Here is a 22,677-nt window from a genome sequence, read left to right on the forward strand (position 1 = left end):
GATCGGGGTAGTCACCACGAGAGCCGGTTCTCGGCCGCCGCGACCGCGCCGTAGATAGCCATCCCCTCCGCGAAGAGGACGACGACGGCCGCCAGCACCACGTCGGTCTGGACGTTCTCCGAACCGACGAGGACCAGATACCCCAGTCCCTCGTCGGTCAGAATCCACTCCGCCACGACCGCGCCGACGACCGCGAGCGCGGCCGACTGCTTCAGGCCCGCGAAGACGTCGGGGAGCGCGGCCGGGACCCGGACGCGGAGGAACGTCTCGACGGGACCCGCGTCCACCGACCGGAGCAGGTCGAGGTACTCCTCGGGCGTCTCCCGGAGACCCGACGCCGAACTCACGAACGTCGGGAAGAACGTGATGAGCGCGACGAACGTCGTCGCGGTCCCCGCGCCGGTTCCGAGGTAGACCAGCAGGAGCGGTGCGACCGCGATTTTCGGCAGGACGCGCAACGTGACGAGGTAGGGAGCGAGCGCGTGCCGGAGGAACGTCGAGTGGACCACGACCCCGGCCGCGACGAACCCCCCGAGGACGCCGACCGCGCCGCCGGTGAGAATCGTCTCCAGCGTAATCGCCGCGTTCCGGAGGTAGAGACCCGGCCGCGCGACCAGTCGGTCTGCGACGGCGACGGGGGACGGCAGGAGATAGGGCGGCACGTCCAGCAGACCGACGACGGCCCACCACGCGAGGACGCCGACGGCGAGCGCGCCCGCCGGGAGCGAGAGGGTCGCGGCCGGTACGCGGTCGGCGTAGCTCACGCCCTCTCCTCCGTCGAAATCGGTCCCGTCGCGGTTCCGGTTGGCGGGGTTCGGGTCAACGGGGTTCCAGTCAGCGGAGATCCGGTGAGCGGAGGCCCGGTCATCGAAGCTCGTACCCCTCGTGGAGCGCGGCCCGGACGCGCGCGACCTGTTCTTGGAACGCCGCGGTGCCGTACACGGATTCGTCGCGCGGTCGGGGGAGTTCCACGTCGAAGACGCCCTCGATTTCGCCGGGCTGGTCGCTCATCACGACGCACCTGTCGGCGAGGAAGACCGCCTCGGGGACGCTGTGAGTCACGAACAGGACGGTCTTGCGCTCCTCGCGCCAGACGCGCCGGACCTCGACGCCCATCTCCTCGCGGGTGAGTTCGTCGAGTTCGCCGAACGGTTCGTCCATCAGGAGAACCGAGGCCCCGAGGTGGAGCGCCCGCGCGATGGCGACGCGCTGGCGCATCCCGCCCGAGAGTTCGGCGGGTCTGGCGTCCGCGAACCCCGCGAGACCGACCGTCTCCAGCAGGTCGCGCGCTCGCTCGCGGTCCGGGGGCTTCCCGGCCAGCTTCCGCAGGAAGACGACGTTTTCGAGCGCGGACTTCCACGGGAGCAGGGCGTGGCGCTGGAAGACGAAGCCGAACTCGCCGGCTTCCCTCGCGCGGTCCGGCGGATGGCCGCCGACGCTGACGGTGCCCGCGGTCGGCGACTGGAGCCCGCCGACGACCCGGAGCGTGGTCGTCTTCCCGCACCCCGACGGTCCGATGACCGTGACGAACTCGCCGTCCTCGACCCGCAAATCCACGTCTGCGAGCGCCCGGACTCCCTCGAAATCGACGCTCACGCCGTCGAGTCGAATGGCCGTTCGGGGCGATTCGTCAGTATCGCCGTGTTGGTCGCTCTCGCGCTCCGATTCCGCCGTCGCTCGCGCGCCGGGTTCGTCTCCCGCCATCGAGTTCGTGGAACGTAACGACCCGGAGCCATAGGTGGCTTTCGCCCGCCGGGGCCGCGCTCGCACGACGACCCGCGGTTCGCGCGACCATCTCCGGTGGGGAGACTCGTCGGTTCGACGCGGCCGCTGGCTCTCGGCTACCCGACGGCGACGTCGAGTTCCCGGTTCGGCGACGCCGGAGTATCGAGGCCCGGACCGTAGTCACACGCCGGGTCGGCCTCGGGTGCGACCGACCAGTTGGCGAACAGCAACGAACAGCAGGTGCCGCCGGCCCGCGCGTCGCGCTGACACGGTCGAGCTACTGGTCGCGCGGAGGGTGTTCGACGCCCGCCCGCGGTTCGACTCCGGCCTCGACTTCGAGACGGCGCTCGACGGCTTCGGCGACGCCGTAGGCGACCCACCCGACCGCCGCCGCGAGGGTTCCCGCGCCGAGACCCGCGAGGAGGCCGGTCCGCCGGTCGCGCGTCCGCGACCCGAGGAGGTACGCGACCGCGAAGGAACCGCACCAACTCAGGAGGGCGCTGACTCGTCTGCTCATACCGGTCGTTCGGCGACTGCGGACAAAAGCGTACGCCTCGTCTCGGGGTCGGAACTGTAGAAAGCCCGGCCGCCGGCGACCGGCCGCATTCGGTCCGCCCGGACGGCGGTCCGCGTCACCGAGCGCGAGCGTCGCGCCGGGGACATCGCCACCGGAACATCGGGGGGTTCGACCCCGACGGAGGCCCTTCCGCGACAGTCGCGGTTCGGCGCTAAAGTGTATATAGAAATGCAAAAGCATTTTCTGGAAATGTAAGAGGACGCTGTAGATTTCTTAGCGTCGCCTGCTCCGCGAAGTCCGCAAGCGCAGGCTCGAACTCCGAGAGTCGGCCGGCGTGACGAGGGCCGCGTCGGGGTTCGACGCTCGGACGCGACTGGCAGAGCGTTCGCTGTTTCTCGGCGTCAGCGTCCGCGGGTGAACGCGGAGTTCCGGACCTCCGCGCCGCGTTCGTGGCGTTCACTGCGCTCGCGGAGTCCGGCCGAGAACGTCGCCGACCGCGAGCGAATCTATCGGAGTTCGTCCGCACGTCTGCTCCGAGAGGCGACCACGTCGAGACCCGGACTGTAGTAGTACACCGGGTCGGCGTCCGGTCGTGCGAAGCCGTGGGCCGTGAGGAGCGTGTTCGTCTCGACGTCGGCGGTAGCGTGGTACAGCGTCCACGGGTCGTGATCGACGGTCGTGTACCGAACCGACCCGTCCTGTGCCTCGGTGTGGAATCGGTAGCGCTCGACGAGAAACGCCGCGAACGGGTCGTCGGGTGCCGAGAACGGTTCGCCCGTCGGGCCGTACGTTCCCGCGTAGCGGGCGGGCCGCGAACCCGGATGCCGACGGCGACTGTCGAAGCGCACTCGGCCGTCGTCTTGGCTCAACGTGATTCGGGCGTAGTAGTAGGGCAGGTGGTGGAACAGGCGTGCGCCGAGGACGCTGGCGATACCCTGCGCGTCGAGGCTGAAGAAGTAGACGCTCGGGACGCCGTCGCGGGTGACGTACGTCCTGAGGTTGAGTTCGGGGAGCCGAATACCGAACGGTTCGGGGAACCCTTTCGGCCGGACGGCGACGTTAGTGAACGGGACCACCGAGAGCCACGCCGAACCGTCGTACACGTCGGGGACGAACCCGTCGGGCAGGTGGGCGTCCATCACCGCCGGATCGACCGGCCAGTTCTCGAACAGCAGCTGTCGCCAGCCCATCTCCAGCGCAACGACCATGGACCCACTCCGCGACCCGTACGAAAATCCTTTCGGGATACCTGATACTACCGACGCCGCGGTCCGAAGATAGGCGTACTGCCGGCTCACGCGGGGATTCGACGGGACGCCTCCGAAAGAACCGACGGCAGTGAGGGCGTATTCTCTATAGCAAAATAGGATTTCTCCATGGTTTTTACTTCCGCTCTGGCACCGAGAAGCCTTTAACATCTACGCGGCTACGACGTACTACAGAATGCCATCTATCCAGTCGACGCTCGGCGAGGAGGAGGGGATCGCCGAGGAGCTGGCCGAGAGCCAGCGGCAGATCTCCATCGCCGAGTTCTTCGAGAAGAACAAGCACATGCTCGGGTTCGACAGCGGCGCCCGGGCGCTGGTGACGGCGGTGAAGGAGGCGGTGGACAACGCCCTCGACGCCACCGAGGAGGCAGGCATCAAGCCCGACATCTACGTCGAAATCGACGACTCGGGCGACTACTACACCCTCGTCGTCGAGGACAACGGGCCCGGAATCACGAAAGAGCAGCTTCCCAAAGTGTTCGGGAAGCTCCTCTACGGGTCGCGGTTCCACGCTCGGGAGCAATCGCGGGGCCAGCAGGGAATCGGGATTTCGGCGGCCGTTCTCTACTCGCAGCTGACCTCGGGCAAGCCGGCCAAGATTACCAGCAAGACCGAAGCCGGGTCCGAGCAGTACTTCGAGCTCATCATCGACACCGACGAGAACGAACCGGAGATCAAAGACGAGTCCGACTCGCCGCCCGCGGGCAAACACGTCAACGACACCCACGGGACTCGCATCGAACTGGAGATGGAGGGCAACATGCGCGCCCGCCAGCAACTCCAGCGCTACATCAAGCACACGGCGGTCGTCAACCCCCACGCCCGCATCGAGTACCGCGAGCCGGGGATGGACGAACCCCAGCAGTTCCGACGCGCCGACGGTGCGGAACTCCCCGCCGAGACCGAGGAGATTCGCCCGCACCCCCACGGCGTCGAGTTGGGGACCGTCCTGAAGATGCTGGCGAGCACCGATTCCCACAGCGTCTCGGGGTTCGTCCAGGAGGAGTTCACTCGCGTCGGCCGCAAGACCGCAGACTCCATCCTCGACAACTTCCGGGACCGGCACTTCGGCCGGGAAGCGGCGTGGCAACCGCCGCAGTCCCACGAAAAGTCGGACCTCGCACGCGCCGTCGCCAACGCGGTCTCGAACAAGAGCGCGGACGCGACCGCCGCCTTCGGCGACGAGGTGGCCGAGGCGGTCACCGCTCGCAACCGCGTCGCCCACAGCGAACTGGTCGAAATAGTCACCGAGACCGCCGAGTCGGTAGGTGAAGACTACGGCGAGACGTTCGGCGACACGGTACAGGAGAACGCCGTCGAAGCCGCGTGGGAACGGCTCACCGAGGGGCGCACGAGCGACCTCTACCAACTCGTGGACAAGGCGACCAGCACCCGGAAGGACGACGAGACGGTCCACGGCCTCGCCGAACGCCTCGCCAAGCGCTTCGAGAAGGGCCGCGAGCGAGACCGAGCGACTCACGACGAACTGCGCGAGTACGTCGACAAGGCCGCCGACCAGACCGAGGAGTACGACGACGCGACCGTCGGCGACACCGCCCGCGAGAACGTCGTCATGGAGGTCTGGAACACGATGGTCACCGTCCCCGACGCCGTGCCGAAGGTCGGCGATTTCGTGGACGACCGCGACATGTCCAGCGACCTGCTGGAGGCGATGACCGAGACCGACATCATCTCGCCCCCGACCAACTGCCTGTCGCCCATCACCGCGGAACTCGTGGAGGCGGGGCTGAAGAAGGAGTTCGACGCGGACTTCTACGCCGCCTCGACCCGCGACGCCGACGTTCACGGCGGCGACCCCTTCATCGTGGAGGCCGGAATCGCCTACGGCGGCGAGTTGGAGGAGGACGGCAAGGCCGAGGTCCTGCGATTCGCGAACCGGGTTCCGCTGGTCTACCAGCGCGGGGCCTGCGCGACGACCGACGTGGTGAAGTCCATCGGCTGGCGCAACTACAACCTCAGCCAGCCCGGCGGCTCCGGCATCCCGAACGGTCCGGCGGTCATCATGGTTCACGTCGCCTCGACCAACGTGCCGTTCACCAGCGAGAGCAAGGACGCCATCGCCAACGTCCCCGAAATCGAGGACGAAATCGAGTTGGCGATTCGGGAGGCCGCCCGCGAGTTGAAGTCGTACCTCAACAAGCGCAAGTCCCTCCAGAAGCGCAAGAAGAAGCAGAACGTCATCGCCTCCATCCTGCCGGAGATGGCCGAGAAGCTGGCCGACGTGACCGGCCAGAGCGAACCGCAGTACGAGGACGCGCTGGCCCGCATCATGAACAACGTTCTCGTGGAGCGCGAGGTGGAGGACGGCACCGTCAAACTCTCGGTCGAGAACAACTCTAGCACGAACGCCTCGCCCGAAATCACCGACATCGTGAGCGTCGAGCCGCGGAACCTCTCTGACGGCGCGACCGCCGTGGACATGGACGGCGAGTGGTTCGTCAAGTGGTCGCCGACCGTCGGGAGCGGCGACGAGGCCGTACTGGAGTACGAAGTCGAGGGAGAGCCGACGTTCGACCCGGCGAACGTCGAAGGAATCGAGGACCCGAAACTCACTAACAACTCATGAGCGCAGACAACGAAGCAGAAGCCCAAGAGAAACTCATCGACCTCGCCGCGGAGTTCTACGACCAGTTCGAGCGGGGCGACATCCCCGAGATGTCGGTCCCGACCCGGACCAAGAGCAACATCGTCTTCGACGAGGACGAGAACGTCTGGGTGTACGGCGACCGCGAGAGCACCCGGAGCGCCAACAGCGTCCGGGGCGCTCGTAAACTGTTGAAGGCGATATACACTATCGAGTTCCTCTCCGAGCAGTTGGAGGCGGACCGCTCTTCGACCCTGCGTGAACTGTACTACCTCAGCGAGAGCTGGGACGTGAACGAAGCGCAGTTCTCCTCGCAGGACGAGTCGAACCAGTTGGTCGAGGACTTGGAAATCGTCTCGGAGGTCACCCGCGAGGACTTCCACATGCGCCCCGAGGAGTCGGGGGCGACCATCATGGGACCGCTCCACCTCCGCGAGCAGACCCGCCGCGGCGAGCGCGAGATTCACTGTCAGAAGGACGTCGGCGAGGGCGGCTACCAGATCCCGAACAACCCCGACACCATCGAGTTCTTGGACCACGACGCGGACTTCGTCCTCTGCGTGGAGACCGGTGGTATGCGCGACCGACTGGTCGAGAACGGCTTCGACGAGGAGTACAACACCATCGTCGTCCACCTCAAGGGTCAGCCGGCGCGCGCGACCCGCCGCATCACCAAGCGCCTCCACGACGAACTCGACCTGCCGGTCACGGTGTTCACTGACGGTGACCCGTGGTCGTACCGCATCTTCGGGTCGGTGGCCTACGGTTCCATCAAGTCCGCGCACCTCAGCGAGTACCTCGCCACCCCCGAGGCCCAGTTCATCGGCATCCAGCCCGAGGACATCGTGGAGTACGACCTGCCGACCGACCCCCTGAGCGACTCCGACGTCAACGCCCTCGAATCCGAACTGGAGGACCCGCGCTTCCAGACCGACTACTGGGAAGAGCAGATAGAGATCCAGTTGGACATCGAGAAGAAGTCCGAACAGCAGTCGCTCGCGTCTCACGGGCTGGACTTCGTGACCGAGACGTACCTGCCCGAGCGACTCGAAGCGATGGGCGTGCTGTAGTCCGAAAACAGCCGGCGTTCCTCAGGCGAACTCTCGCTCGCTCTCCCGACCGTTCTCGTCGCTTTCTCCGACGCCCTCGCGGACGAACGGGTCGCCGTTCGCGCACGCTCGGCAGTAGGTGTTCTCGCCCTCGTGGAGCGTCTCGACCGGGATGCCGGCGAGGTAGCGCTTCTCGGCGAAGGTCCGGCGCACGCCGGTTCCGACCGGACGCGCGCAGGCCGAGCAGGGCCGGGTCGGTTCGTCGACGACGCGCTCGTCGGTCGTGCGGCGGCGACCGAACGTCGTCGGCGACTCGAACCCCGGCGCGAGTTGCGTGCTGAGCGGAATCGACGCCAGCGCCGCGAGCAGGCACGCGCCGGCGATGACCGTCGGCACGAGCGACGACGTGACCCACAGGAGCAGCGTCGCGACCAGCGCGAGACAGAATCCGAGCGTCAGCCCCGCGGCGACGCCGACCGCCGACTTCAGCGTCCAACGGCTGGCTTCGTCGCCCGAGCGGCGCTCGGTCCCGTCGGCGCGCAACTCGACGCGCTCGGCACCGGGCGAGTAGCGATACCACGCGTACAGCAGGTTGCCGACCGGACTGGTCGCCAGCAACAGGAAGGCGTGAATCCACGGCGACCCGAGCGTGCGGTTTATCATCACTACCCGGTCGCCGTCGTCGCGTTTCACGTCCCAGCCCTCGACGGCGTAGCGCTCGACGCGCCGGCGGAGGTCGGGGTTCGAGACCGGCGGACCGCGCGAGGAGGGCATCTCGGAGACGAACCGCTCGGCGGTCTCCGAACCGAGTCCCGCGGCGCGCTCGCTACCGGACGCGCTGGCGTCCGTCCTCCCGGCGTCGCTCGACTCCCCGTCCACGGCCGTCCCGCACTTCGAACAGAAGGCGTCACCGGGCGACAGCGCAGACCCGCACTGCGAGCAGAAGTTGGGTGTAGTCGGAGAACTCACGTTCTAACTTGCCGGAGCCGGAATAAGTAGATTGTGTTGGATTTCCGAGAGTCAGCGCGAGAATCGGACGACGGGAACGGCGAGGACTCGGAACGCTGACGGTCGATACTCGCCGTCTTTCGAGGTCCCCGAGCCCGGCCTCGCTACTTATGTCCGAACGCGTCGTAGCGCGCCCGATGGCACTCAGCGCACGCAACCGACTCGCGGGAACCGTGAAATCGCTCGACACCGAGGGGCTGATGGCGGAAGTCGTCGTGGAGACCGACGAGGGAACCGAAGTCACGTCGATAATCACCGGCAACTCCGCGGACCGACTCGGCCTGGAGGAGGGCGCGGCGGTGAACGCGGTCGTCAAAGCGACCGACGTGATGATAGAGAACGAGTAGCGGGAGCAAGGGAACCGGAGTACAGGTCGGTTCGCTCGCGGTCGAATCGGTCACTCGCGGTCGAGCCAGTCGTCACTCACGGTCGAGTCAGTGGTCACCCGCGGTCGAACCACGCGTCCAGCACTGCTTCGACGGCTTCGTCTTGCGACCGGACGTGTTCGCGCTCGGGGTCGCTCCGGTAGTCGAGGCTTCGCAGGTCGCCGACCGCCACGCGCTCGGCGTCGAGTCGCGCGGCCGCGGCGACTCGCTCGTCGTCCAGCGCGAACGAGTGACCGCCCGTCGCGCGGGCGTCGGGGTCCACCAGCGTCCGGACCTCGTCGAGCGCGTCGATACCGGCCTCGGTCCAGCAGTCGTGACAGCACCGGAGTCGGAGAGTGCCGCTGTAGTCGCCGACCGCGGTGGGAGCGAGACCGCCGTCCATCGCCGCGCCCCAGACCAGACCGAGCGATTCCACCGTGACGTAGCGGTCGTCGTCGCTTCCGCAGGCCGCACAGACGGTCGGTTCGTCGGCGTATGGCCAGTCGTCGGGGACCTCCATGTCGGGAAGATGGAAGACCGACGACAAATACGTACTCCTTCGAGCGCGGCGGACCGACTCACGCCGTCAGAAACGCCTTCACCGTCCTGTCGAACGCGCGCTTTCGCTCTTCGAACGCGCCGTGGCCCGTGCCGTCTACGAGTTCGAGGCGCGCGTCGGGGACCGCCGCGGCGGTTTCGCGCAGAATCTCCGGCGGGAAGAAGTGGTCCTCGGTCCCGCCGACGACCAGCGTCGGCGCGTCCACGTCGCCGAGTCGGTCGGTGGCGTCGTGGTCGAGACACGCCCGGCACGACACCGCAACGTCCGAGACGGCGGCCGGTTCCGAGAGGAGGAGTCGTCCGACGGTCCGAATCAGCGGCGGGTAGAGCCACCGCCGGTAGCCGGTGTACGTCACCGGAATCGAGTCGATGTAGGCGTCGAACCACCACCCGCGGTCGGCCCACTCGGCCCACCGACGGAGGGTCCGGCGTCCGGCCTCGCCGACGCGGTGGCCCGAGACCCCGAGGACCAGTCGGTCCACGAGGTCCGGCGCGTCGGCCGCGAGGTACTGGGCGACGAGTCCGCCGAGCGAGACGCCCAGCACGTCGGCGGGCGCGATGTCGTGCGCGTCCAGCAGGTCGGCGTACTCCGCGGCCATCTCGCGGGTCGTCGTGCCGGCGGGCAGGTTCCGTCGTCGGCCGACGACGTACACCGTAAACTCGTCGGCGAACAGCCGGTAGTAGTAGCGTTCGAGCAGGAGGCCCAGATACCTGGCCGGGCGCTCGGGTTGGAAGGCGTCGCTCAGTCCCGCGAAGACGACGAGGGTTCGGGGACCGGAGCCGAACGTCACGTAGGGGTATCGGCCTTCGGAACCGCGAAGGAGACCTCGTTCGCGTCCCATAACGGTGTCACGACGCCGAGAGAAAAAGCGGTTGGGGCGAGCGGGTCGCCGACGAGGGGCGCGGCGACGGTTGCGTCCTCACCGGAGCAGGACGGCCAGTCCCGCGAGCGTCCAGGCGACCAGTCCCAGCCCGTAGAACAGCATCTTGGCCCGGACCGAGAGGTCGGAACTCGACCCCGGCAGCATCTCCATGCCCTCGGTCAGCCCGCCCATTCCGGAGTCCTCTGCCATGCCGAACCCCGAGGCGGGCGCGGCCCCGGCCTCGCCCGCCCCCAGCACGACGAGGAGGACGCCCGCCCCGGCGAGCAAGAGCAGCGTGAGTCCCGAGCTGAAGACGAGGTAGGCGACGCCGACCGTCGCCGCCGCGGCGACGAGGGTGTAACTGACCACCGGGGCGACGAGAGCGTTCCAGTCCATAGCCGGAAGTTGCCAGTCGAGAACAAAAAGTTGGAGGGTCGCGCCTCTCGGGACCGAACCTACGCGAGGGGGAGTCCGAGACCCGTCTGTCCGCGGAGCCACCGCTCGACCGCCGCGAGCGGGAGGTAGCCCGCGACGTACAGCGGCGCGAAGAGGAAGACGAAGGTGAATCCGGGCGCGTCGCCCTGCCCGCTCCCGACTGGCGGGTACTCGACGAGGACGTGCCAGAACAGCAGTAACGCGGCCAGCAGCGCGACCGGACTCCGGAGCGGTAGCGGACCGCGAGCGCAATCGGCACGCCGACGGCACCGACTGCCCCGAAGAGCGCACCGGCAATCGTCAGCCAGAGCGGTGTCGAGAAGGCGATTTCAGACGACGCCGGAGGCTCCACGCGAGGACGAGGGCGGCGTAGAGCGCGCTCGCGAGTCCACCGAGGAAGGCGGCGCGGTGCCAGCGTCGGGACGAGAGCATCTTCGAATCGAACGACGTAAGCGGCGAAAATAGTTCTACGGGAGGTTACTCGTCCAACACGACGGGGACGCCGCGCGCGGCCACGTCCGCCGCGAACGCGCCCGAGTCGGCTTCGAGCGCCTCGAAGGTGTTGTAGTGAATCGGCAACACGAGGTCGGGGTCCATCCGTTCGGCGAGGTCGGCGGCCTCGCGGCGGTCCATCGTGAACGACCCGCCGATGGGCGGGCAGAACAGCGACACGTCGAGTTCGGCGTGGCCCGCCAGCGCGTCGGAGTCCCCCGGCCAGAACACCGTCACGTCCTCGGCGTTCCGGCCCGGCATCGTGAGGTGGTAGCCCACGCCGAAGCCCTCGGGGTGGAACGGTTCGCCGCTCGAATCGGTGTGGGGACCGTCGGGTTCGTTGTAGCCCGCGACCGACCGGACGATGACGTCGCCGAAGAGTCGGTCCTCCTCCTCGTCGACGTTCACCACGTCGTAGGGCAACTCGTCGAAGTCCTCCACGTCGCGGTCGATTTTGGGCGGGTAGACCGCCTCGTAGACGACCAGCGTGGCCTCCTCGCCCGCGACGCGCCGAATGCCGTCGGAGTCGTAGTGGTGGTCGTGCGTGACGAGGACCAGATCGCCGTCCTCGGGCCGGTAATCGCGCGCCTCGGGGTGGCCGACGTCCGGCGAGTCGGGCCGCCACTCACCCGTCAGGGTGCCGTACCGGCCGGGGTCGACGTAGACGACCGTGCCGTCGGGCGATTCGAGTCGGAGGCCGGCGTAGCCGAGCCACTCCGCGGTGAGTCCGTCGTGTCGAATCGTCATGTCGTCGGGTTGGAGCGCGCGAGTCAAAACGGTTCGGCATCGGGGCGACTGTGGAGTTGTTCCTGCGACGATAATCGTCGTCGGTGTGAAAGTAACTTCACGAGATTCGGTAGAGACCGGTTAGAAAGCCCCGCACGCTCGCGGTCGCTCCGCGGGATATTTCGGGCGCGCAGTTCTGCGCGCCCGAAATACTGGCCCGCGCAGGGACCACGACGAACGCCGGAAGACAAACCGCGTCTTCCGAGGTCACACTCGCTTCGCTCGCGTGACCGCGAGCGCGCGGCCCCTTTCAGTCCGCCGGAAGACGGTCCTGTTCGGCCTCCGGCCTGCGCGGGCTGCGACTTCCGAGTCTGCGCTCGCTCCGCTCGCGCAGACACCCAGACCGGTTGTTCGTGGCGTCGGGCGTTCGCTGGTGGTCTGCGTCGTCGGGCGTTCGCTGGCTGGCGATCGGCCGGCAATCGCGGTCGAACCGGTCGCCGGCGTCGGGCGGTCAGTTCGGGCGGCGGAACGCCCGGAGCGTGTCGCGCTTGGTCGTGCGACACTCGACTTCCGCGAAGCCCAGTTCGGTGAAAATCCGGCTCCAGTCGCGGTAGTACAGCGGGAACTCCTCTCTCACGTAGTTGACGCCGCGGCGGGCCTCTTCCTCCACGTCGTCGGGAACGTCGTCTTCGCCATCGCCCTCGGTGCGAGAAGCGGTCGCGTCGCCCTCTTGCGACTCGCCGTCGCGGTCCTCGTTCTCCACCGTGAGAAGCGCGTCGTCGGTGATTCGGGCCAGTTCCCCGAAGACCGCGTCGTCGTCGGGATGGATGTGCTGGAGCGTCTCGACCGAGAAGACGGCGTCGAACCGCCGGTCCGGGAACTCCGGGGCGGCCGACTCGATGGCGTCGTGGTAGAAGGTCCCGGCCTCGGCGAGGTCGGGGTAGGCGTCGGCCATCACGTCGAAGGCCTCGTCGTTGATCTCGACGCCGTGGAGGTCCTCGAAGCCGTGGTCGTGGAGGTGCGCGAGGTGGCGGCCCGAACTGCACCCCAGTTCGAGGACCGCCGCGTCCGACCCGACGAACGAGTCCAGTAGGTCCAAAATTAGGTCGCTCGTCTCGTTGGGACCGTAGTAGGCGTAGTAGCTCGGCGAGTACTCCCCCGACCGTTCGGCCCACTGTTTGCGGACTTCGTCAGAATTCACTACTGTCGGAACGGACCGCTGGCGTAAAGTCCCACCGGCTTCGGGACGTATCGGAGAGCGACCCGGCCCGCGACCCCGCCGATTCGGGCGCTCGCGCCGCCGGTCTTTTCCGACTCGCCGCCGCAGTTCCCGCGAGATGGTCGTCTCGACGCTGATTCCGGTCGTCGTCTTCCTGGTCGGCATCGCGCTGGTCGTCTGGAGCGTCGAGGAGTTCGTCGAACACGTCGCCGAGGCCGCGGTGAATCTGGGCGTCTCGACGTTCCTGCTGACCGTCGTCCTCGCCGGGACCGACCTCGAAAACGCCGTGTTGGGAATCGCGGCCGCCGCGGGCGACCTGCCGGACGTGGCGCTGGGCACCGTCTTCGGCGAAGCCCTGTTCGTCCTCGGCGCGGCGGTCGGACTCGCGGGCGTGGCGGTCCCCTTCGAGGAGTCCACGCCCCGCGAGTATCTGGCGCTGACCGCGCTCTCGCCAGCGCTCCTCGCACTCCTTTCGCTCGACGGCCGACTCTCGCGGCTCGACGGCGCGCTCCTGTTGGTCGCGTTCGCGCCGCTCCTCTGGGCGGTGTATCGGTTGGAGTCGTCGCGCTCGACGCGGTTTCTGGAGGCCGAGGACGCCGAGGAAATCGAGGCGGACGGGAGAGGTGCCGACGCCGACGTTGACGCCGACGCAGACGCCGACGCCAATACCGACGCCACCGCGGACGCCACCGACGACGCCGACGACGCCGACGACGAGCGCGAACTGCTCGAAGTCGGTCTCGTCCTGCTCGCCATCGTCGGGATGACCGCGGGGTCCCAACTGGCCGTGATGGGTGCCCGCGACATCTTGGCCGCGTTCGACCTCGTGGGACTGGCGTTCGGCGCGACGGTGATGAGCTTCATCGCCAGTCTGGAGGAGCTACTCCTCACGGTCGAACCCGTCCGCGAAGGGCGGCCCGCCGTCGGCATCGGCAACGTCGTCGGGAGCACGCTCTTCTTCGTCACGGCGAACGCGGGCGCGATCGCGCTCGTCCGGACCCTCGACCTCTCGGCGGCCGTCTTCGCGGTCCACTGGCCGTTCTTCCTCGGGGCGCTGGCGCTCGTGCTGGCGTTCCTCTTCCGCGGGCGCGTCGGCCGGGCGGAGGGCGCGGTCCTCCTCGCGGTGTACGCGGGGTACTGGGCCGCGAACTACCTGCCGTGACCGGCGTCCCATCACGCGGACGATTCGTCCGCGTCGCCGGGTCGGACCGTCTCGACCGGAATCCCGCGCTCGCGGAAGCGGCGCTTCGCGCGCTCGAACTCCGACTCGCCGTACGAGAGCAGGCCCGAGGGCATCATCACGTCGCGGCGCTTCACCCCGCCGCCGCGCCAGTAGCGGACGACGAACCGGGGTCGGGTCAGCCAGTCGTCGCCCTCGACGGCGGCGACCGACTCCACGTCGTGGAGCGGGATGCGGTCGGCCGACCCGACCCCGCGGCGGCGATTGACCGTACGCCCGACGACGAACAGGACGGTGACGGCGAGCGCGCCGACCGCTATTGCTCGCCAATCGCCGGCGCGGACGACCCGAACGGCGGCGACCGCGAGCGCACCGTACAGGCAGATATACCCCGCGAGAAGCGGTTTGTTCCCCTCCCAGTAGCGTCTGGCTTGCAGATAGAGTCCAGACTCTAGGCGGAGTTCGTCGTCGGTCAGCACGCACCGGCCGCGCTTGGTTCGGAACGTCTCCACGGGAGGTCGCTCGGGTGAATTTGGGCGTTACGGGGCAAGAAATTACTGCCGAGACGGGGGATTCGGGAGGGCGGTCCGTTCGCCTTCGACCGCCCCGCCTTCGACCGGGATGCCGCGCTCGCGGAGGAGTCGAGTCGCGCGCTCGAACGCTTCGCCACCGTAGGCGAACCGGCGGGACGCCATCAAGAGGCGTCGGCGCTCCGGTCCGGGGTCGTCGTCGGAGTCGCTGTCACCGAGGTAGTCGTCGGGGTCGCGGTCGTCAGTTCGATACTCGACGACGAATCGGGGATTACCCCACGTCTCGTCTACTTCGATGCGCTCTATCGCGTCGATCGGAATGCGGTCGTCGGTCGAAAACCCGCGGTAAACGCGGTAATAGGCGCGAGTGGCGACGAGAACGCCGATACCGTTTCCGGCGGAGGCGAGGAGCGTGGCCCAATCGCCCTCGCGGACGAACTCGACGCCGTACAGCAGTAGGAGTGCTGGCGTGAGGGCGTAGACGAAGGCGAAGAGGAGTTTGCTCCCTTCCCAGTAGCGTCTGGCCTGCGTCAGGAGGGTGGCCTCGACGCGCAGTTCGTCGTCGGTGAGGACGACCCGGCCGGTCTTCGTCCGGAAACTCGCCACGTCGATTCCGTCGACGCCGATTGGGGAATAGTTTACTGCGGTCGCGCGGAGTCCGGGCGTAGCAGAAGTCAGACGGTCGCGCACTACTGCTCGTCGGCCAGTCGCTCGACGCGCGCCAGCGAGTCCGCGCTCTCGGGGTCCTTGTCGTCGCGCACGCCGAGGAACCGCGGGAAGCGCAGGGCGTAGCCCGACGAGTAGGTCGGGGACTCCTGAATCTCCTCGTAGCCCACCTCGAAGACGACTTCCGGGGCGATTTCGACCTCTTGGCCCTCCTGCTTGCGAACGTGGGGTTCCAGCAGTTCGGTCAGTTCTTCGAGTTCCTCGTCGGTGATGCCGGTGGCGACCTTCCCGAGCGTCTCGAAACTCTCGCCCGCCTCGACGCGCGCCGAGAGCAGGAACGTCCCGAGGAAACTCGCCCGGCGGCCCTCGCCCCACTCCGCGCCCGTGACAACGAGGTCGAGCGACTCTACGTCGGGTTTCCGCTTGAGCCAGTTCTTCCCCCGGCGGCCCGGCGAGTACGTCGAATCGGGGTTCTTGAGCATGATACCCTCGTGGCCCGCGTCGAGGGCCTCGGCCTCTATCTCGGCGATTTCCTCGGGGTCGTCCGTGATGTGGAGCGACGAGACCGCCGACGCTTCCGACCCGTCCTCGGCATCTGACTCGCTCTCGGCGTCGAAGACCGATTTCAGTCGGTCGTGGCGCTCGGGCAGGGGCGTCCGGAGCAGGTCCTCGCCGGCGGCGTGCAGGCAGTCGAACGCGAACAGGTCGAGTTCCACCTCCTCGCGGGCCCGTGCCACGTCGTGCTTCCGGCGGAATCTCCGCAGGACTTCCTGAAACGGCAGCGGGTCGCCGTCCTCGGTGGCGACGACTTCCCCGTCGAGGATGGCCGGTCGGTCGAGGCGGTCAGCGACGTACTCGGCGATTTCGGGGAGCGGGTCGGTCACGTCCTCCATGTTCCGCGAGAAGATGGCGACCTCGCGGTCGGCAGTGGCGTCGCTCCGGGTCGGGTCCGCGCCGTCGTCGGCGGCGTCCCAACTCAGTCCGTCGGGGTCGTAGTGAATTTGGACGCGCGCGCCGTCGTACTTCCACTCGACGGCGGCCTCGTCCCAGTCGTCGAGCGCGTCGGCGACGGTTCCCGCCTGCGCGAGCATCGCCTGCACCGGGCGGCCGAGTTCGAGGTCCATCGCCGCGAGGCCCGACTCGCCCTCGTCGCGGGCGACGCGAGCGACCTCGCCGTAGTCGTTCGAGACCTGGAGCGCGCGCTCGACCGCCTCGACGGGCACCTCGAAGGCGTCGGCGGTGGCGTCGCGGACGGTGCCCTCGCCGACGCCGATGCGCATCTCCGAGAGGACGAGCCGGGCGAGATAGCGAGCCTCCGCCGAGCTAGCGCGGTTGAACAGCGCGAACAGCACGTCTATCTTCTTGTCCTGACTGCCCGACCCCTCGGCGGCCGCGAGCGCGTCGAGTTCCACGGCGACTTCCGCGACGGTCAGGTCGTTCGCGTCGGTTCCGCCGGAGCCGCCGCCTGCGCCGCCCGCACCGCCGCCGGTGAACGCGCCCAGTCCCTGCTGGCCGCCGAAGTCGTAGCTCGCGGCCACCTCGCCGACGTCGCCCACCTCGGCGAGGCGGTCCTCCACGTCGTCGGCCGAGACGTTCGCGCCGGCGGCCCGCGCGATGGCCTCGTAGCAGTAGTTCGGCCCGATGTCGAGCGTCCGCGAGGACCACGCCGGGAAGACGCGGCCCTGCACGAACCGGGCCAGCACGGGGAGGTCGTCGCCGGCCTGCGCGAACAGTCTCGTGACCCGCTCGGTGATGTCGGTGTCGGCGCTCAGCTCCTCGATTTCGGCGGCGGTGTCGGCGAACTCCCCGAATTGCATCGTGCGTGGGTAGTGGACTGGCGAGATTAAATAGTTCGACTCCGGCTTCGGGGCGTCGTCTTTCGGCGGGGGTTGGTCGTGAGTTCTGACGAGTCTGGGATGGAGAGCGCGAGGGGGCGAGAATCGAGTCGGCAAGAGAGCGACGGTCAACGACGAACAGCAGAGAGCTAGCTTCAGGCTGGAGCACAGGAGTCTGCCGCAACCGTACCGCGCCGCGACCGCAGGCCTCACGCCTCCCCAACCTCCTCACTCCCTCGCTCCGCTCGGTCGTTCGTCCCTCGCGCGGTTGGCGAGTCGCCAGATGGCGACGCGCCAGCGCGCGCCGACCGCACCTGTTCGGGTGTGGTCTGCGCTCACCTACGAGCCGGAAATACGTCTTTGGAGAGTAGGAACACTGCTCCGGAGAATCGAAATCGGTGTCTCACTCCTCGACTGCTAGCTCTCGGTCGTCGCCGAGCGCGTCGTCCATCGCGCGGACGAGCGCACGGCCCTTCGCCAGCGTCTCCTCGTACTCGGCGTCGGGGTCCGAGTCGTGGACGATGCCCGCCCCGACGCGCAGGTAGTAGCGGTCGCCGGCCCGGACCAGCGTGCGGATGGTCATGTTCAGCGTCGCGCGCTCGTCGAACCCGACGACGCCGATAGCGCCGGTGTAGGGGCCTCTCCGAGTCGATTCGAGTTCGTCGATAATCTCCATCGTCCGGGGCTTGGGCGCGCCGGTGATGGTTCCGCCGGGGAAGACGGCGGCGACGGCGTCGGCGACCGAGGCGTCGTCGCGCCGGCGACCCACCACCTTCGAGACGGTGTGCATCACCTCGGAGTAGCGGTCGATGCGGCGGTACTCCGCGACCTCCACGGTGCCGTACTCGCAGACCTTCCCGAGGTCGTTGCGCTCCAAGTCCACGAGCATCGCGTGTTCGGCGTGTTCCTTCTCGCTGTCGAGCAGTTCGCGCTCTAGTTCGCAGTCCGCCTCGGGCGCCTCCCCGCGCGGTCGGGTCCCGGCGATGGGTTCGGTCACGAGTCGGTCGCCCGCGCAGTCTATCAGGAGTTCCGGACTGGCGCTGACCAGATCGACGCCGGGGAACTCCACCAGCGCCGAGTAGGGCGCGGGGTTGACCCGCCGGAGCGCCGCGAACGCCGCGACGGGGTGGACCGCCGCGTGCGCGACGAGTCGCTGGGAGACGTTCACCTGAAACGTGTCGCCGTCGCGGACGAAGGCCTTCGTCCGACGCACGCGCTCGGCGTACTCCTCGCGGCCGACCTCGTTGCGGAACGTCGCCGACTCCGCGTCGGCGGGCGGACCCTCGATTTCCGCGTCGCCCTCGCTCGCCCGACGGGCGAGGTCGCGGGCGCGCTCGACGGCCCGGTCGTACGCCGCCGAGAAGTCCTCGTCCGGCGAAATCCGGGGGCAGCAGGTCACGCGCAACTCCGTCTGCTCCCCGTCCCGGGGTTCGCGCCACGCCGCCACGCGGTCGTAGACGCCCAACTGGAGGCGCGGGAGACCCCGCTCGTCGGTCGTCGTCTCGGGCAGGTCCTCCAACTCGCGGGCGAGGTCGTAGGAGAACCACCCGAACGCGCCGCAGGGGTAGGGAACCTCGCAGTCGCCCCGGACCAGTCGCTCCGCGTCGAGGAGGACGTCCAGCGCCGCGAACCCGTCTGGCGTCGTCTCGGAGGCGTCGGTCTGCACCCACCGCTCGGGGTCGGTGGCGAAGTAGCCCCACCCGTCCTGTCCACCGGTGGTTTCGAGGTAGACGCCGCCTTCCTCGTCACGCGCCCGGCGGTAGGCGTCGTAGGGGTCTCCGACCGTCGTCCGGACCTCGACAGGGATTCGGGCCGGCGCGTCGAGGGTCGCCGCGAGGCGCTCGAACGCCTCGCGCGAGGTAACCGTTCGCATCGTCACGGAAGAGGGTATCGGGCCGGCGGTTATCTGACTTCGGGTTCGCTCTGGCGTCGGGTCGCCGAAAAGTGAGAAATCGCGCCAGCGTCGCGCTGCGGTGGCGCTACTCCTTCAGATGTAGGTTGTTCACCTGCGCGCCGAAGTTGGCGAACGCCGGGTCCACGATGTCGGGGATGTACCCCCCGAACTTCGCGGTGTTGAGCGGCCAGCGGAACTTCGCGTAGTCCCGCAGGACGTAGGGCATATCGAGATAGATTTTCTCGATGGCCCGCGCGGTGAGCCTGTTGCGCTCCTCGGCGTTCATCGTCGTCCGGGCCTTCGAGAGCAAGTCGTCCGAACTCCCGCCGTAGAGGCCGTAGCCCGTCGAGTTGTACATGAACGAGTCGGAGTTGCCGTCCTTCGAGTGGTCGTCGGCGTTGTCGCTGTGGAAGAACGAGTAGGCCGAACTGCCGAACGGCCCGGTGCCGCCCCAGCCCATCGGGTAGATGTCGAAGTCCTCCTGATAGTAGACCTTGGAGGTCATCGTGTTGAACGACAGCGCTTGGGTCTTCACCGGGATGCCGACCGACTTCATGTTGTTCACCCACCGCTGGATGGCCTTGGCCTCCTTCGGTCCCTTCTTCGGCGGGTCGATGAACATCGTGATGGCGTCGCCGTCCATCGTCTGCGGGATGGTCTGGCCGTCCACGCGAAGCTCGCGGTCCGCGCCGTCGTGTTCGCGCAGGACCTGCGACTGGACCGGACCGAACGAGTAGTCGTGTTTCGACTCGGAGCGACTCGCGCTGACACCCGAGAGGCTACCGGGGTAGTCCTTGCCGACGTAGGTGCCCGACGAGCCGTCGATGACCTGTCCTTCGGTGAGGAACGACCGGACGCCCTCGACGTCCGGCGTCGGGCCTTGGTCGGCCGACCGGAAGTCGAAGGCGTCGGTCGCGGGGTGGGTCAACATCTGGTCTTCGCCGGCGAACTGGAAGTCCGGCCGGGGCTTTGGATAGCCGTTCGACTGCACGAAGTCACCCTTCCAGACGTAGCCGCTCATCAGGCGCTGGACCCAGAAGTAGTCGTCGTACAGGAACGCGACCGCCTGCCGGAACGTCACGTCGTCGAGCGGTTTGCGCCGCAGGTTGAACGCGTAGTACGAGAAGCCGCTGTCGGTCCCGTTGACCAAGCTCATCCCTTGGTTCTTCTTGACCTGCGGAATCTTCGCGGTCTTCATGCTCCCGTAGTGGGTGTCGATGTTCCCCTGTAGGAACGCGTTGGTCATCGCGGTCTCGCTGCCGAACACCTTGTAGTTCACCTGGTCGATGAAGGGACCGCCAGCCCGGAGCTGGTCGTGGTTCTGTTTCCACTCCAGCGTGCTGAGCGTGTCGTAGTAGTACTCGTTGTCGAAGACGACCTGCATCGACGTCGCGGGGTCGAACCGGGTGAGTCGCCCCGGCCCGAGTCCGACCGGCCCGTTGTCCGGGTTGGCCGCCATCGGGTCGTACTGCTGGTAGTTCTTGCCCTCCCACTTGTGCTGTGGCAGGAGCGGAATCTGTAGCTGTTCGGACGCCCAGACGCCGACCGGCTGGCTCAGCTTCAGGTGGAAGTCCCAGTCGCTCCGCGATGACTCCTCGATGGACTCCATCGGCGACACGGCCGCGGCGTAGTTGCCCGGCTGGTTCTCCATGTAGTAGCGATACGTGAACAGCACGTCCTCGGCGGTGAAGTCCTCGCCGTCGTTCCAGGTCAACCCGTCCCGCACGTCGAAGTACACGTCGGGCTTGGCGTTCTGCCCCGAGGTGTTCTCGACGGTCCAGTCGGTGAAGACGTTCGGTCGGACCTCGCTGGTCACGGGGTCGAGCGTGGTCCCGGTCTCGTACACCCTATCGACCGCGACCGCGGCGTAGACCGACCCCAGCGTCAGGATGTTCGACGTGTCGGGTTGGGAGCTCATCCCGTAGACCAGCGTGCCCCCGGTCGGAACGTCGCCCCCCGATTGCCCGCCCTCGGTGGTCGTCTCCTGCGATGCTTGGTTACCGCCCAGTTCTTTGGCCGCACTCGGTCCCGCCAGCGACACCGCGACCGCTCCCGCCCCGCTCGCCTTTAGGAACCTGCGCCTGCTCTCCGTTGGTTTCTCTGCGTCGGTATGCCTTCCCGGCATAAACGCATTAACAATGATTATAGATGTAAGGCTACTGGTTAGAACGCCTCTCGCAGGGATTTGGATGAGATTCGATTTGTGACAGAGAAATGGTAGCCGGGGTTTCGGGTGGTCAGTCGAGGGGGAACGTGCGGTTGATTGACCGGCCGACAGGCGCATGCGGGCGCGACCCGCGAGTGGTCGCACCCATCCACGCGAGGTCGTGCTGAGCGGAGCGAAGCACGGATCGGAAGACGCGGTTTGTCTTCCGGTGGCCGAGCATCGGAGCAAAGCGAGAAGCGCAGGCGGTTGGGGAGGACGAGGCGCGGTGTGGAGCGGTGTTGTGCAGTATAATGTGCTCAAGCCTAACGCTGGCTTCCCTGCGCAAACTGTCTCTCTCGTAGCCCAAAGCAATCAGTTCGCCGAAGCGATTCGTTCGATAGCCATCGAACTGACGAAAAAGAGGTTGCTGGAGTCGGAATGACGAGTGCAAAAAATTGGGAAAAGCGCGAATTTACGTGTTGACTTCGGATTCGCCGATGACTGCCGTCTTGTCGCTACCGGATGCGTGCCAAATTACTTTCACCGTATCGCCATCCGAGAAGGTACTGCTGTTAATGGTGAGCGTATCACCAGCAGTGATGTCGCCGCTCGGGAAACTACTGTTGTCGCCGCTATTACTAATAGCGAGTTCGCCATCGCCGTAGACGTTCTGTCCACCGACAGTCACGTTCACTTGGTCGGCCGGGACTGCATTGCCACCATCATGCACTACATCGACAGTGATGTTACCGCCGTTCTCGCTGTAATCGAACGTGAACGTCGCACTCGGACTGGCTTGACTCACGCGGTCGCCGAGACCGAGGACGAACGTCCCGATGACGGCAGCTAGAATCACTGTGATCGCCACCATCAGGATGACGCCGATGACCGGCGAGACGGCATCTTCGTCACTGAACAGGCTCTTAAGGTCCATTAGAGCGACACCTCGGACTCGCCGATGACGGCCGTCTTGTCGCTACCGGAGGCCGTCCAGATGATTTTGACAGTTTGCCCGTCTTTGATTTCGTTGCTGCTCTCGTAGAGCGAGAGTTCGTCACCGGCTGTGATTTTATTGTTCCAATCTGAGTAGGAATTGAAGCCATTGACTGCATTGTCTGGTTTCCCCCAAGCGTTCGTTCCGCCGACACTAACGTTTACTTGGTCAGCATTCACGCCTGCACCGCCATCATGGGTGATGTTAATTGCGTCCGCTGAACCAGACTGTGTATAATCGAACGTGAAGGTCGCACTGGGCTGCGCTTGACTCACTCGGTCACCGAGACCGAGGACGAACGTTCCGATCACTGCGGCCAGAATCACCGTAATCGCCACCATCAGAATGACGCCGATGACGGGACTGACCGCGCCGTCGTCTTCGAAGAGTGCCTTGAGATTCATGTTTCGTATGTCTCCGTTTTCCGGCACGTTATCATCCGTGAGAAGCGGCCGCATCCTTTATTGTACCGACGACGTATGGTACAATCGTCGGCGGGGGACCGTCAAAGCCGCCCCGGACCGGCACTTCTCTCCAAATGACACGTGCTTAGTTGCGTCGTTCGTAGTCACCCTATATAAATACTTGCTTACCTGAAAACA

The 22,677-nt window shown here is 67.0% G+C and carries 22 protein-coding genes; 4 read left to right on the forward strand and 18 right to left on the reverse strand.

The features are described from left to right. Positions 1-11 precede the first annotated feature (11 nt). The 4 genes from M0R88_RS14290 to M0R88_RS14305 form a co-directional block, all read right to left on the reverse strand. Positions 12-764 carry an ABC transporter permease gene (locus tag M0R88_RS14290; RefSeq protein ID WP_248654167.1) on the reverse strand — a complete coding sequence of 251 codons (753 nt, stop codon included), beginning with the start codon at positions 762-764 and terminating at the stop codon, positions 12-14. 100 nt (positions 765-864) lie between these two features. Then, entirely contained in the window at positions 865-1,704 is an 840-nt protein-coding gene (locus M0R88_RS14295; RefSeq protein ID WP_248654168.1) for an ABC transporter ATP-binding protein, read from the reverse strand. Between the two features lie 298 nt (positions 1,705-2,002). Beyond that, positions 2,003-2,242: a hypothetical protein gene (locus M0R88_RS14300; RefSeq protein ID WP_248654169.1), complete on the reverse strand. Its 240-nt coding sequence runs from the start codon at positions 2,240-2,242 to the stop codon at positions 2,003-2,005. Positions 2,243-2,748: 506 nt separating this feature from the next. Continuing rightward, a complete protein-coding gene (locus M0R88_RS14305; RefSeq protein ID WP_248654170.1) occupies positions 2,749-3,450 on the reverse strand; it encodes a YqjF family protein in 702 nt (233 codons plus the stop codon). A gap of 235 nt (positions 3,451-3,685) precedes the next feature. Here M0R88_RS14305 and M0R88_RS14310 point away from each other — a divergent pair, with 235 nt between their 5' ends. Both M0R88_RS14310 and M0R88_RS14315 read left to right on the forward strand, forming a co-directional pair. Next, positions 3,686-6,097, forward strand: coding sequence for a DNA topoisomerase VI subunit B (locus tag M0R88_RS14310; RefSeq protein ID WP_248654171.1), 2,412 nt, complete (start codon positions 3,686-3,688; stop codon positions 6,095-6,097). Continuing rightward, on the forward strand, positions 6,094-7,185 hold the full coding sequence (locus M0R88_RS14315) for a DNA topoisomerase IV subunit A (protein ID WP_248654172.1): 1,092 nt from the start codon (positions 6,094-6,096) through the stop codon (positions 7,183-7,185). The genes M0R88_RS14310 and M0R88_RS14315 overlap by 4 nt, the downstream gene beginning before the upstream one ends. A 21-nt stretch (positions 7,186-7,206) precedes the next feature. Here M0R88_RS14315 and M0R88_RS14320 read toward each other — a convergent pair whose 3' ends face one another. Next, complete coding sequence (locus tag M0R88_RS14320) at positions 7,207-8,133, reverse strand: zinc ribbon domain-containing protein (protein ID WP_248654173.1); 927 nt, start codon at positions 8,131-8,133, stop codon at positions 7,207-7,209. A 176-nt stretch (positions 8,134-8,309) separates the two neighbouring features. Here M0R88_RS14320 and M0R88_RS14325 point away from each other — a divergent pair, with 176 nt between their 5' ends. Then, positions 8,310-8,519, forward strand: a complete 210-nt coding sequence (locus M0R88_RS14325) for a TOBE domain-containing protein (protein ID WP_248654174.1) — start codon at positions 8,310-8,312, stop codon at positions 8,517-8,519. A 94-nt stretch (positions 8,520-8,613) separates the two neighbouring features. Here the strand turns inward: M0R88_RS14325 and M0R88_RS14330 are convergent, their stop codons facing one another. From M0R88_RS14330 to M0R88_RS14350, 6 genes are all read right to left on the reverse strand, one after another. Then, positions 8,614-9,057, reverse strand: a complete 444-nt coding sequence (locus M0R88_RS14330) for a hypothetical protein (protein ID WP_248654175.1) — start codon at positions 9,055-9,057, stop codon at positions 8,614-8,616. Between the two features lie 58 nt (positions 9,058-9,115). Continuing rightward, positions 9,116-9,937, reverse strand: coding sequence for an alpha/beta fold hydrolase (locus M0R88_RS14335; RefSeq protein ID WP_248654176.1), 822 nt, complete (start codon positions 9,935-9,937; stop codon positions 9,116-9,118). 78 nt (positions 9,938-10,015) lie between these two features. Continuing rightward, a complete protein-coding gene (locus M0R88_RS14340) occupies positions 10,016-10,354 on the reverse strand; it encodes a DUF8070 family membrane protein (protein ID WP_248654177.1) in 339 nt (112 codons plus the stop codon). A 339-nt stretch (positions 10,355-10,693) separates the two neighbouring features. Beyond that, a complete protein-coding gene (locus tag M0R88_RS18670; protein WP_256468564.1) occupies positions 10,694-10,825 on the reverse strand; it encodes a hypothetical protein in 132 nt (43 codons plus the stop codon). 45 nt (positions 10,826-10,870) lie between these two features. Further along, on the reverse strand, positions 10,871-11,632 hold the full coding sequence (locus M0R88_RS14345) for an MBL fold metallo-hydrolase (protein ID WP_248654178.1): 762 nt from the start codon (positions 11,630-11,632) through the stop codon (positions 10,871-10,873). Between the two features lie 490 nt (positions 11,633-12,122). Further along, on the reverse strand, positions 12,123-12,812 hold the full coding sequence (locus M0R88_RS14350; protein WP_248654179.1) for a class I SAM-dependent methyltransferase: 690 nt from the start codon (positions 12,810-12,812) through the stop codon (positions 12,123-12,125). A gap of 136 nt (positions 12,813-12,948) precedes the next feature. On the opposite strand from M0R88_RS14350, the gene M0R88_RS14355 reads away from it, so the two are divergent. After that, positions 12,949-13,992: a sodium:calcium antiporter gene (locus tag M0R88_RS14355; RefSeq protein WP_248654180.1), complete on the forward strand. Its 1,044-nt coding sequence runs from the start codon at positions 12,949-12,951 to the stop codon at positions 13,990-13,992. Positions 13,993-14,003: 11 nt separating this feature from the next. On the opposite strand, the gene M0R88_RS14360 is transcribed toward M0R88_RS14355, so the two are convergent. The 7 genes from M0R88_RS14360 to M0R88_RS14390 all read right to left on the reverse strand — a co-directional run bounded on the left by M0R88_RS14360 (position 14,004) and on the right by M0R88_RS14390 (position 22,479). Continuing rightward, positions 14,004-14,522, reverse strand: a complete 519-nt coding sequence (locus tag M0R88_RS14360) for a hypothetical protein (protein WP_248654181.1) — start codon at positions 14,520-14,522, stop codon at positions 14,004-14,006. A gap of 42 nt (positions 14,523-14,564) precedes the next feature. Next, positions 14,565-15,146 carry a hypothetical protein gene (locus M0R88_RS14365; RefSeq protein WP_248654182.1) on the reverse strand — a complete coding sequence of 194 codons (582 nt, stop codon included), beginning with the start codon at positions 15,144-15,146 and terminating at the stop codon, positions 14,565-14,567. Between the two features lie 83 nt (positions 15,147-15,229). Then, positions 15,230-17,023 (reverse strand): ATP-dependent DNA ligase LigA, encoded by a 1,794-nt coding sequence (gene ligA / locus M0R88_RS14370; protein ID WP_248654183.1) that lies wholly within the window; start codon positions 17,021-17,023, stop codon positions 15,230-15,232. 421 nt (positions 17,024-17,444) lie between these two features. Next, positions 17,445-18,914: an anthranilate synthase component I family protein gene (locus M0R88_RS14375; RefSeq protein ID WP_248656718.1), complete on the reverse strand. Its 1,470-nt coding sequence runs from the start codon at positions 18,912-18,914 to the stop codon at positions 17,445-17,447. A 106-nt stretch (positions 18,915-19,020) separates the two neighbouring features. Then, positions 19,021-21,060: an ABC transporter substrate-binding protein gene (locus M0R88_RS14380; RefSeq protein WP_248654184.1), complete on the reverse strand. Its 2,040-nt coding sequence runs from the start codon at positions 21,058-21,060 to the stop codon at positions 19,021-19,023. Positions 21,061-21,553: 493 nt separating this feature from the next. Then, a complete protein-coding gene (locus M0R88_RS14385; RefSeq protein ID WP_248654185.1) occupies positions 21,554-22,015 on the reverse strand; it encodes a type IV pilin domain-containing protein in 462 nt (153 codons plus the stop codon). Continuing rightward, positions 22,015-22,479, reverse strand: coding sequence for a type IV pilin domain-containing protein (locus M0R88_RS14390; protein WP_248654186.1), 465 nt, complete (start codon positions 22,477-22,479; stop codon positions 22,015-22,017). The genes M0R88_RS14385 and M0R88_RS14390 overlap by 1 nt, the downstream gene beginning before the upstream one ends. Positions 22,480-22,677 lie beyond the last annotated feature (198 nt).

This window comes from Halorussus gelatinilyticus, assembly GCF_023238445.1.
Classification (GTDB): Archaea; Halobacteriota; Halobacteria; order Halobacteriales; family Haladaptataceae; genus Halorussus; species Halorussus gelatinilyticus.

Coding starts and splice junctions, on each gene's coding strand:
- M0R88_RS14380 (WP_248654184.1), bottom strand. CDS start 21,060: ATGCCGGGAAGGCATACCGACGCAGAGAAACCAACGGAGAGCAGGCGC.
- M0R88_RS14355 (WP_248654180.1), top strand. CDS start 12,949: ATGGTCGTCTCGACGCTGATTCCGGTCGTCGTCTTCCTGGTCGGCATC.
- M0R88_RS14295 (WP_248654168.1), bottom strand. CDS start 1,704: ATGGCGGGAGACGAACCCGGCGCGCGAGCGACGGCGGAATCGGAGCGC.
- M0R88_RS14310 (WP_248654171.1), top strand. CDS start 3,686: ATGCCATCTATCCAGTCGACGCTCGGCGAGGAGGAGGGGATCGCCGAG.
- M0R88_RS14390 (WP_248654186.1), bottom strand. CDS start 22,479: ATGAATCTCAAGGCACTCTTCGAAGACGACGGCGCGGTCAGTCCCGTC.
- M0R88_RS14375 (WP_248656718.1), bottom strand. CDS start 18,914: ATGCGAACGGTTACCTCGCGCGAGGCGTTCGAGCGCCTCGCGGCGACC.
- M0R88_RS14300 (WP_248654169.1), bottom strand. CDS start 2,242: ATGAGCAGACGAGTCAGCGCCCTCCTGAGTTGGTGCGGTTCCTTCGCG.
- M0R88_RS14305 (WP_248654170.1), bottom strand. CDS start 3,450: ATGGTCGTTGCGCTGGAGATGGGCTGGCGACAGCTGCTGTTCGAGAAC.
- M0R88_RS14315 (WP_248654172.1), top strand. CDS start 6,094: ATGAGCGCAGACAACGAAGCAGAAGCCCAAGAGAAACTCATCGACCTC.
- M0R88_RS14340 (WP_248654177.1), bottom strand. CDS start 10,354: ATGGACTGGAACGCTCTCGTCGCCCCGGTGGTCAGTTACACCCTCGTC.
- M0R88_RS14385 (WP_248654185.1), bottom strand. CDS start 22,015: ATGGACCTTAAGAGCCTGTTCAGTGACGAAGATGCCGTCTCGCCGGTC.
- ligA (WP_248654183.1), bottom strand. CDS start 17,023: ATGCAATTCGGGGAGTTCGCCGACACCGCCGCCGAAATCGAGGAGCTG.
- M0R88_RS14325 (WP_248654174.1), top strand. CDS start 8,310: ATGGCACTCAGCGCACGCAACCGACTCGCGGGAACCGTGAAATCGCTC.
- M0R88_RS14330 (WP_248654175.1), bottom strand. CDS start 9,057: ATGGAGGTCCCCGACGACTGGCCATACGCCGACGAACCGACCGTCTGT.
- M0R88_RS14345 (WP_248654178.1), bottom strand. CDS start 11,632: ATGACGATTCGACACGACGGACTCACCGCGGAGTGGCTCGGCTACGCC.
- M0R88_RS18670 (WP_256468564.1), bottom strand. CDS start 10,825: ATGCTCTCGTCCCGACGCTGGCACCGCGCCGCCTTCCTCGGTGGACTC.
- M0R88_RS14335 (WP_248654176.1), bottom strand. CDS start 9,937: ATGGGACGCGAACGAGGTCTCCTTCGCGGTTCCGAAGGCCGATACCCC.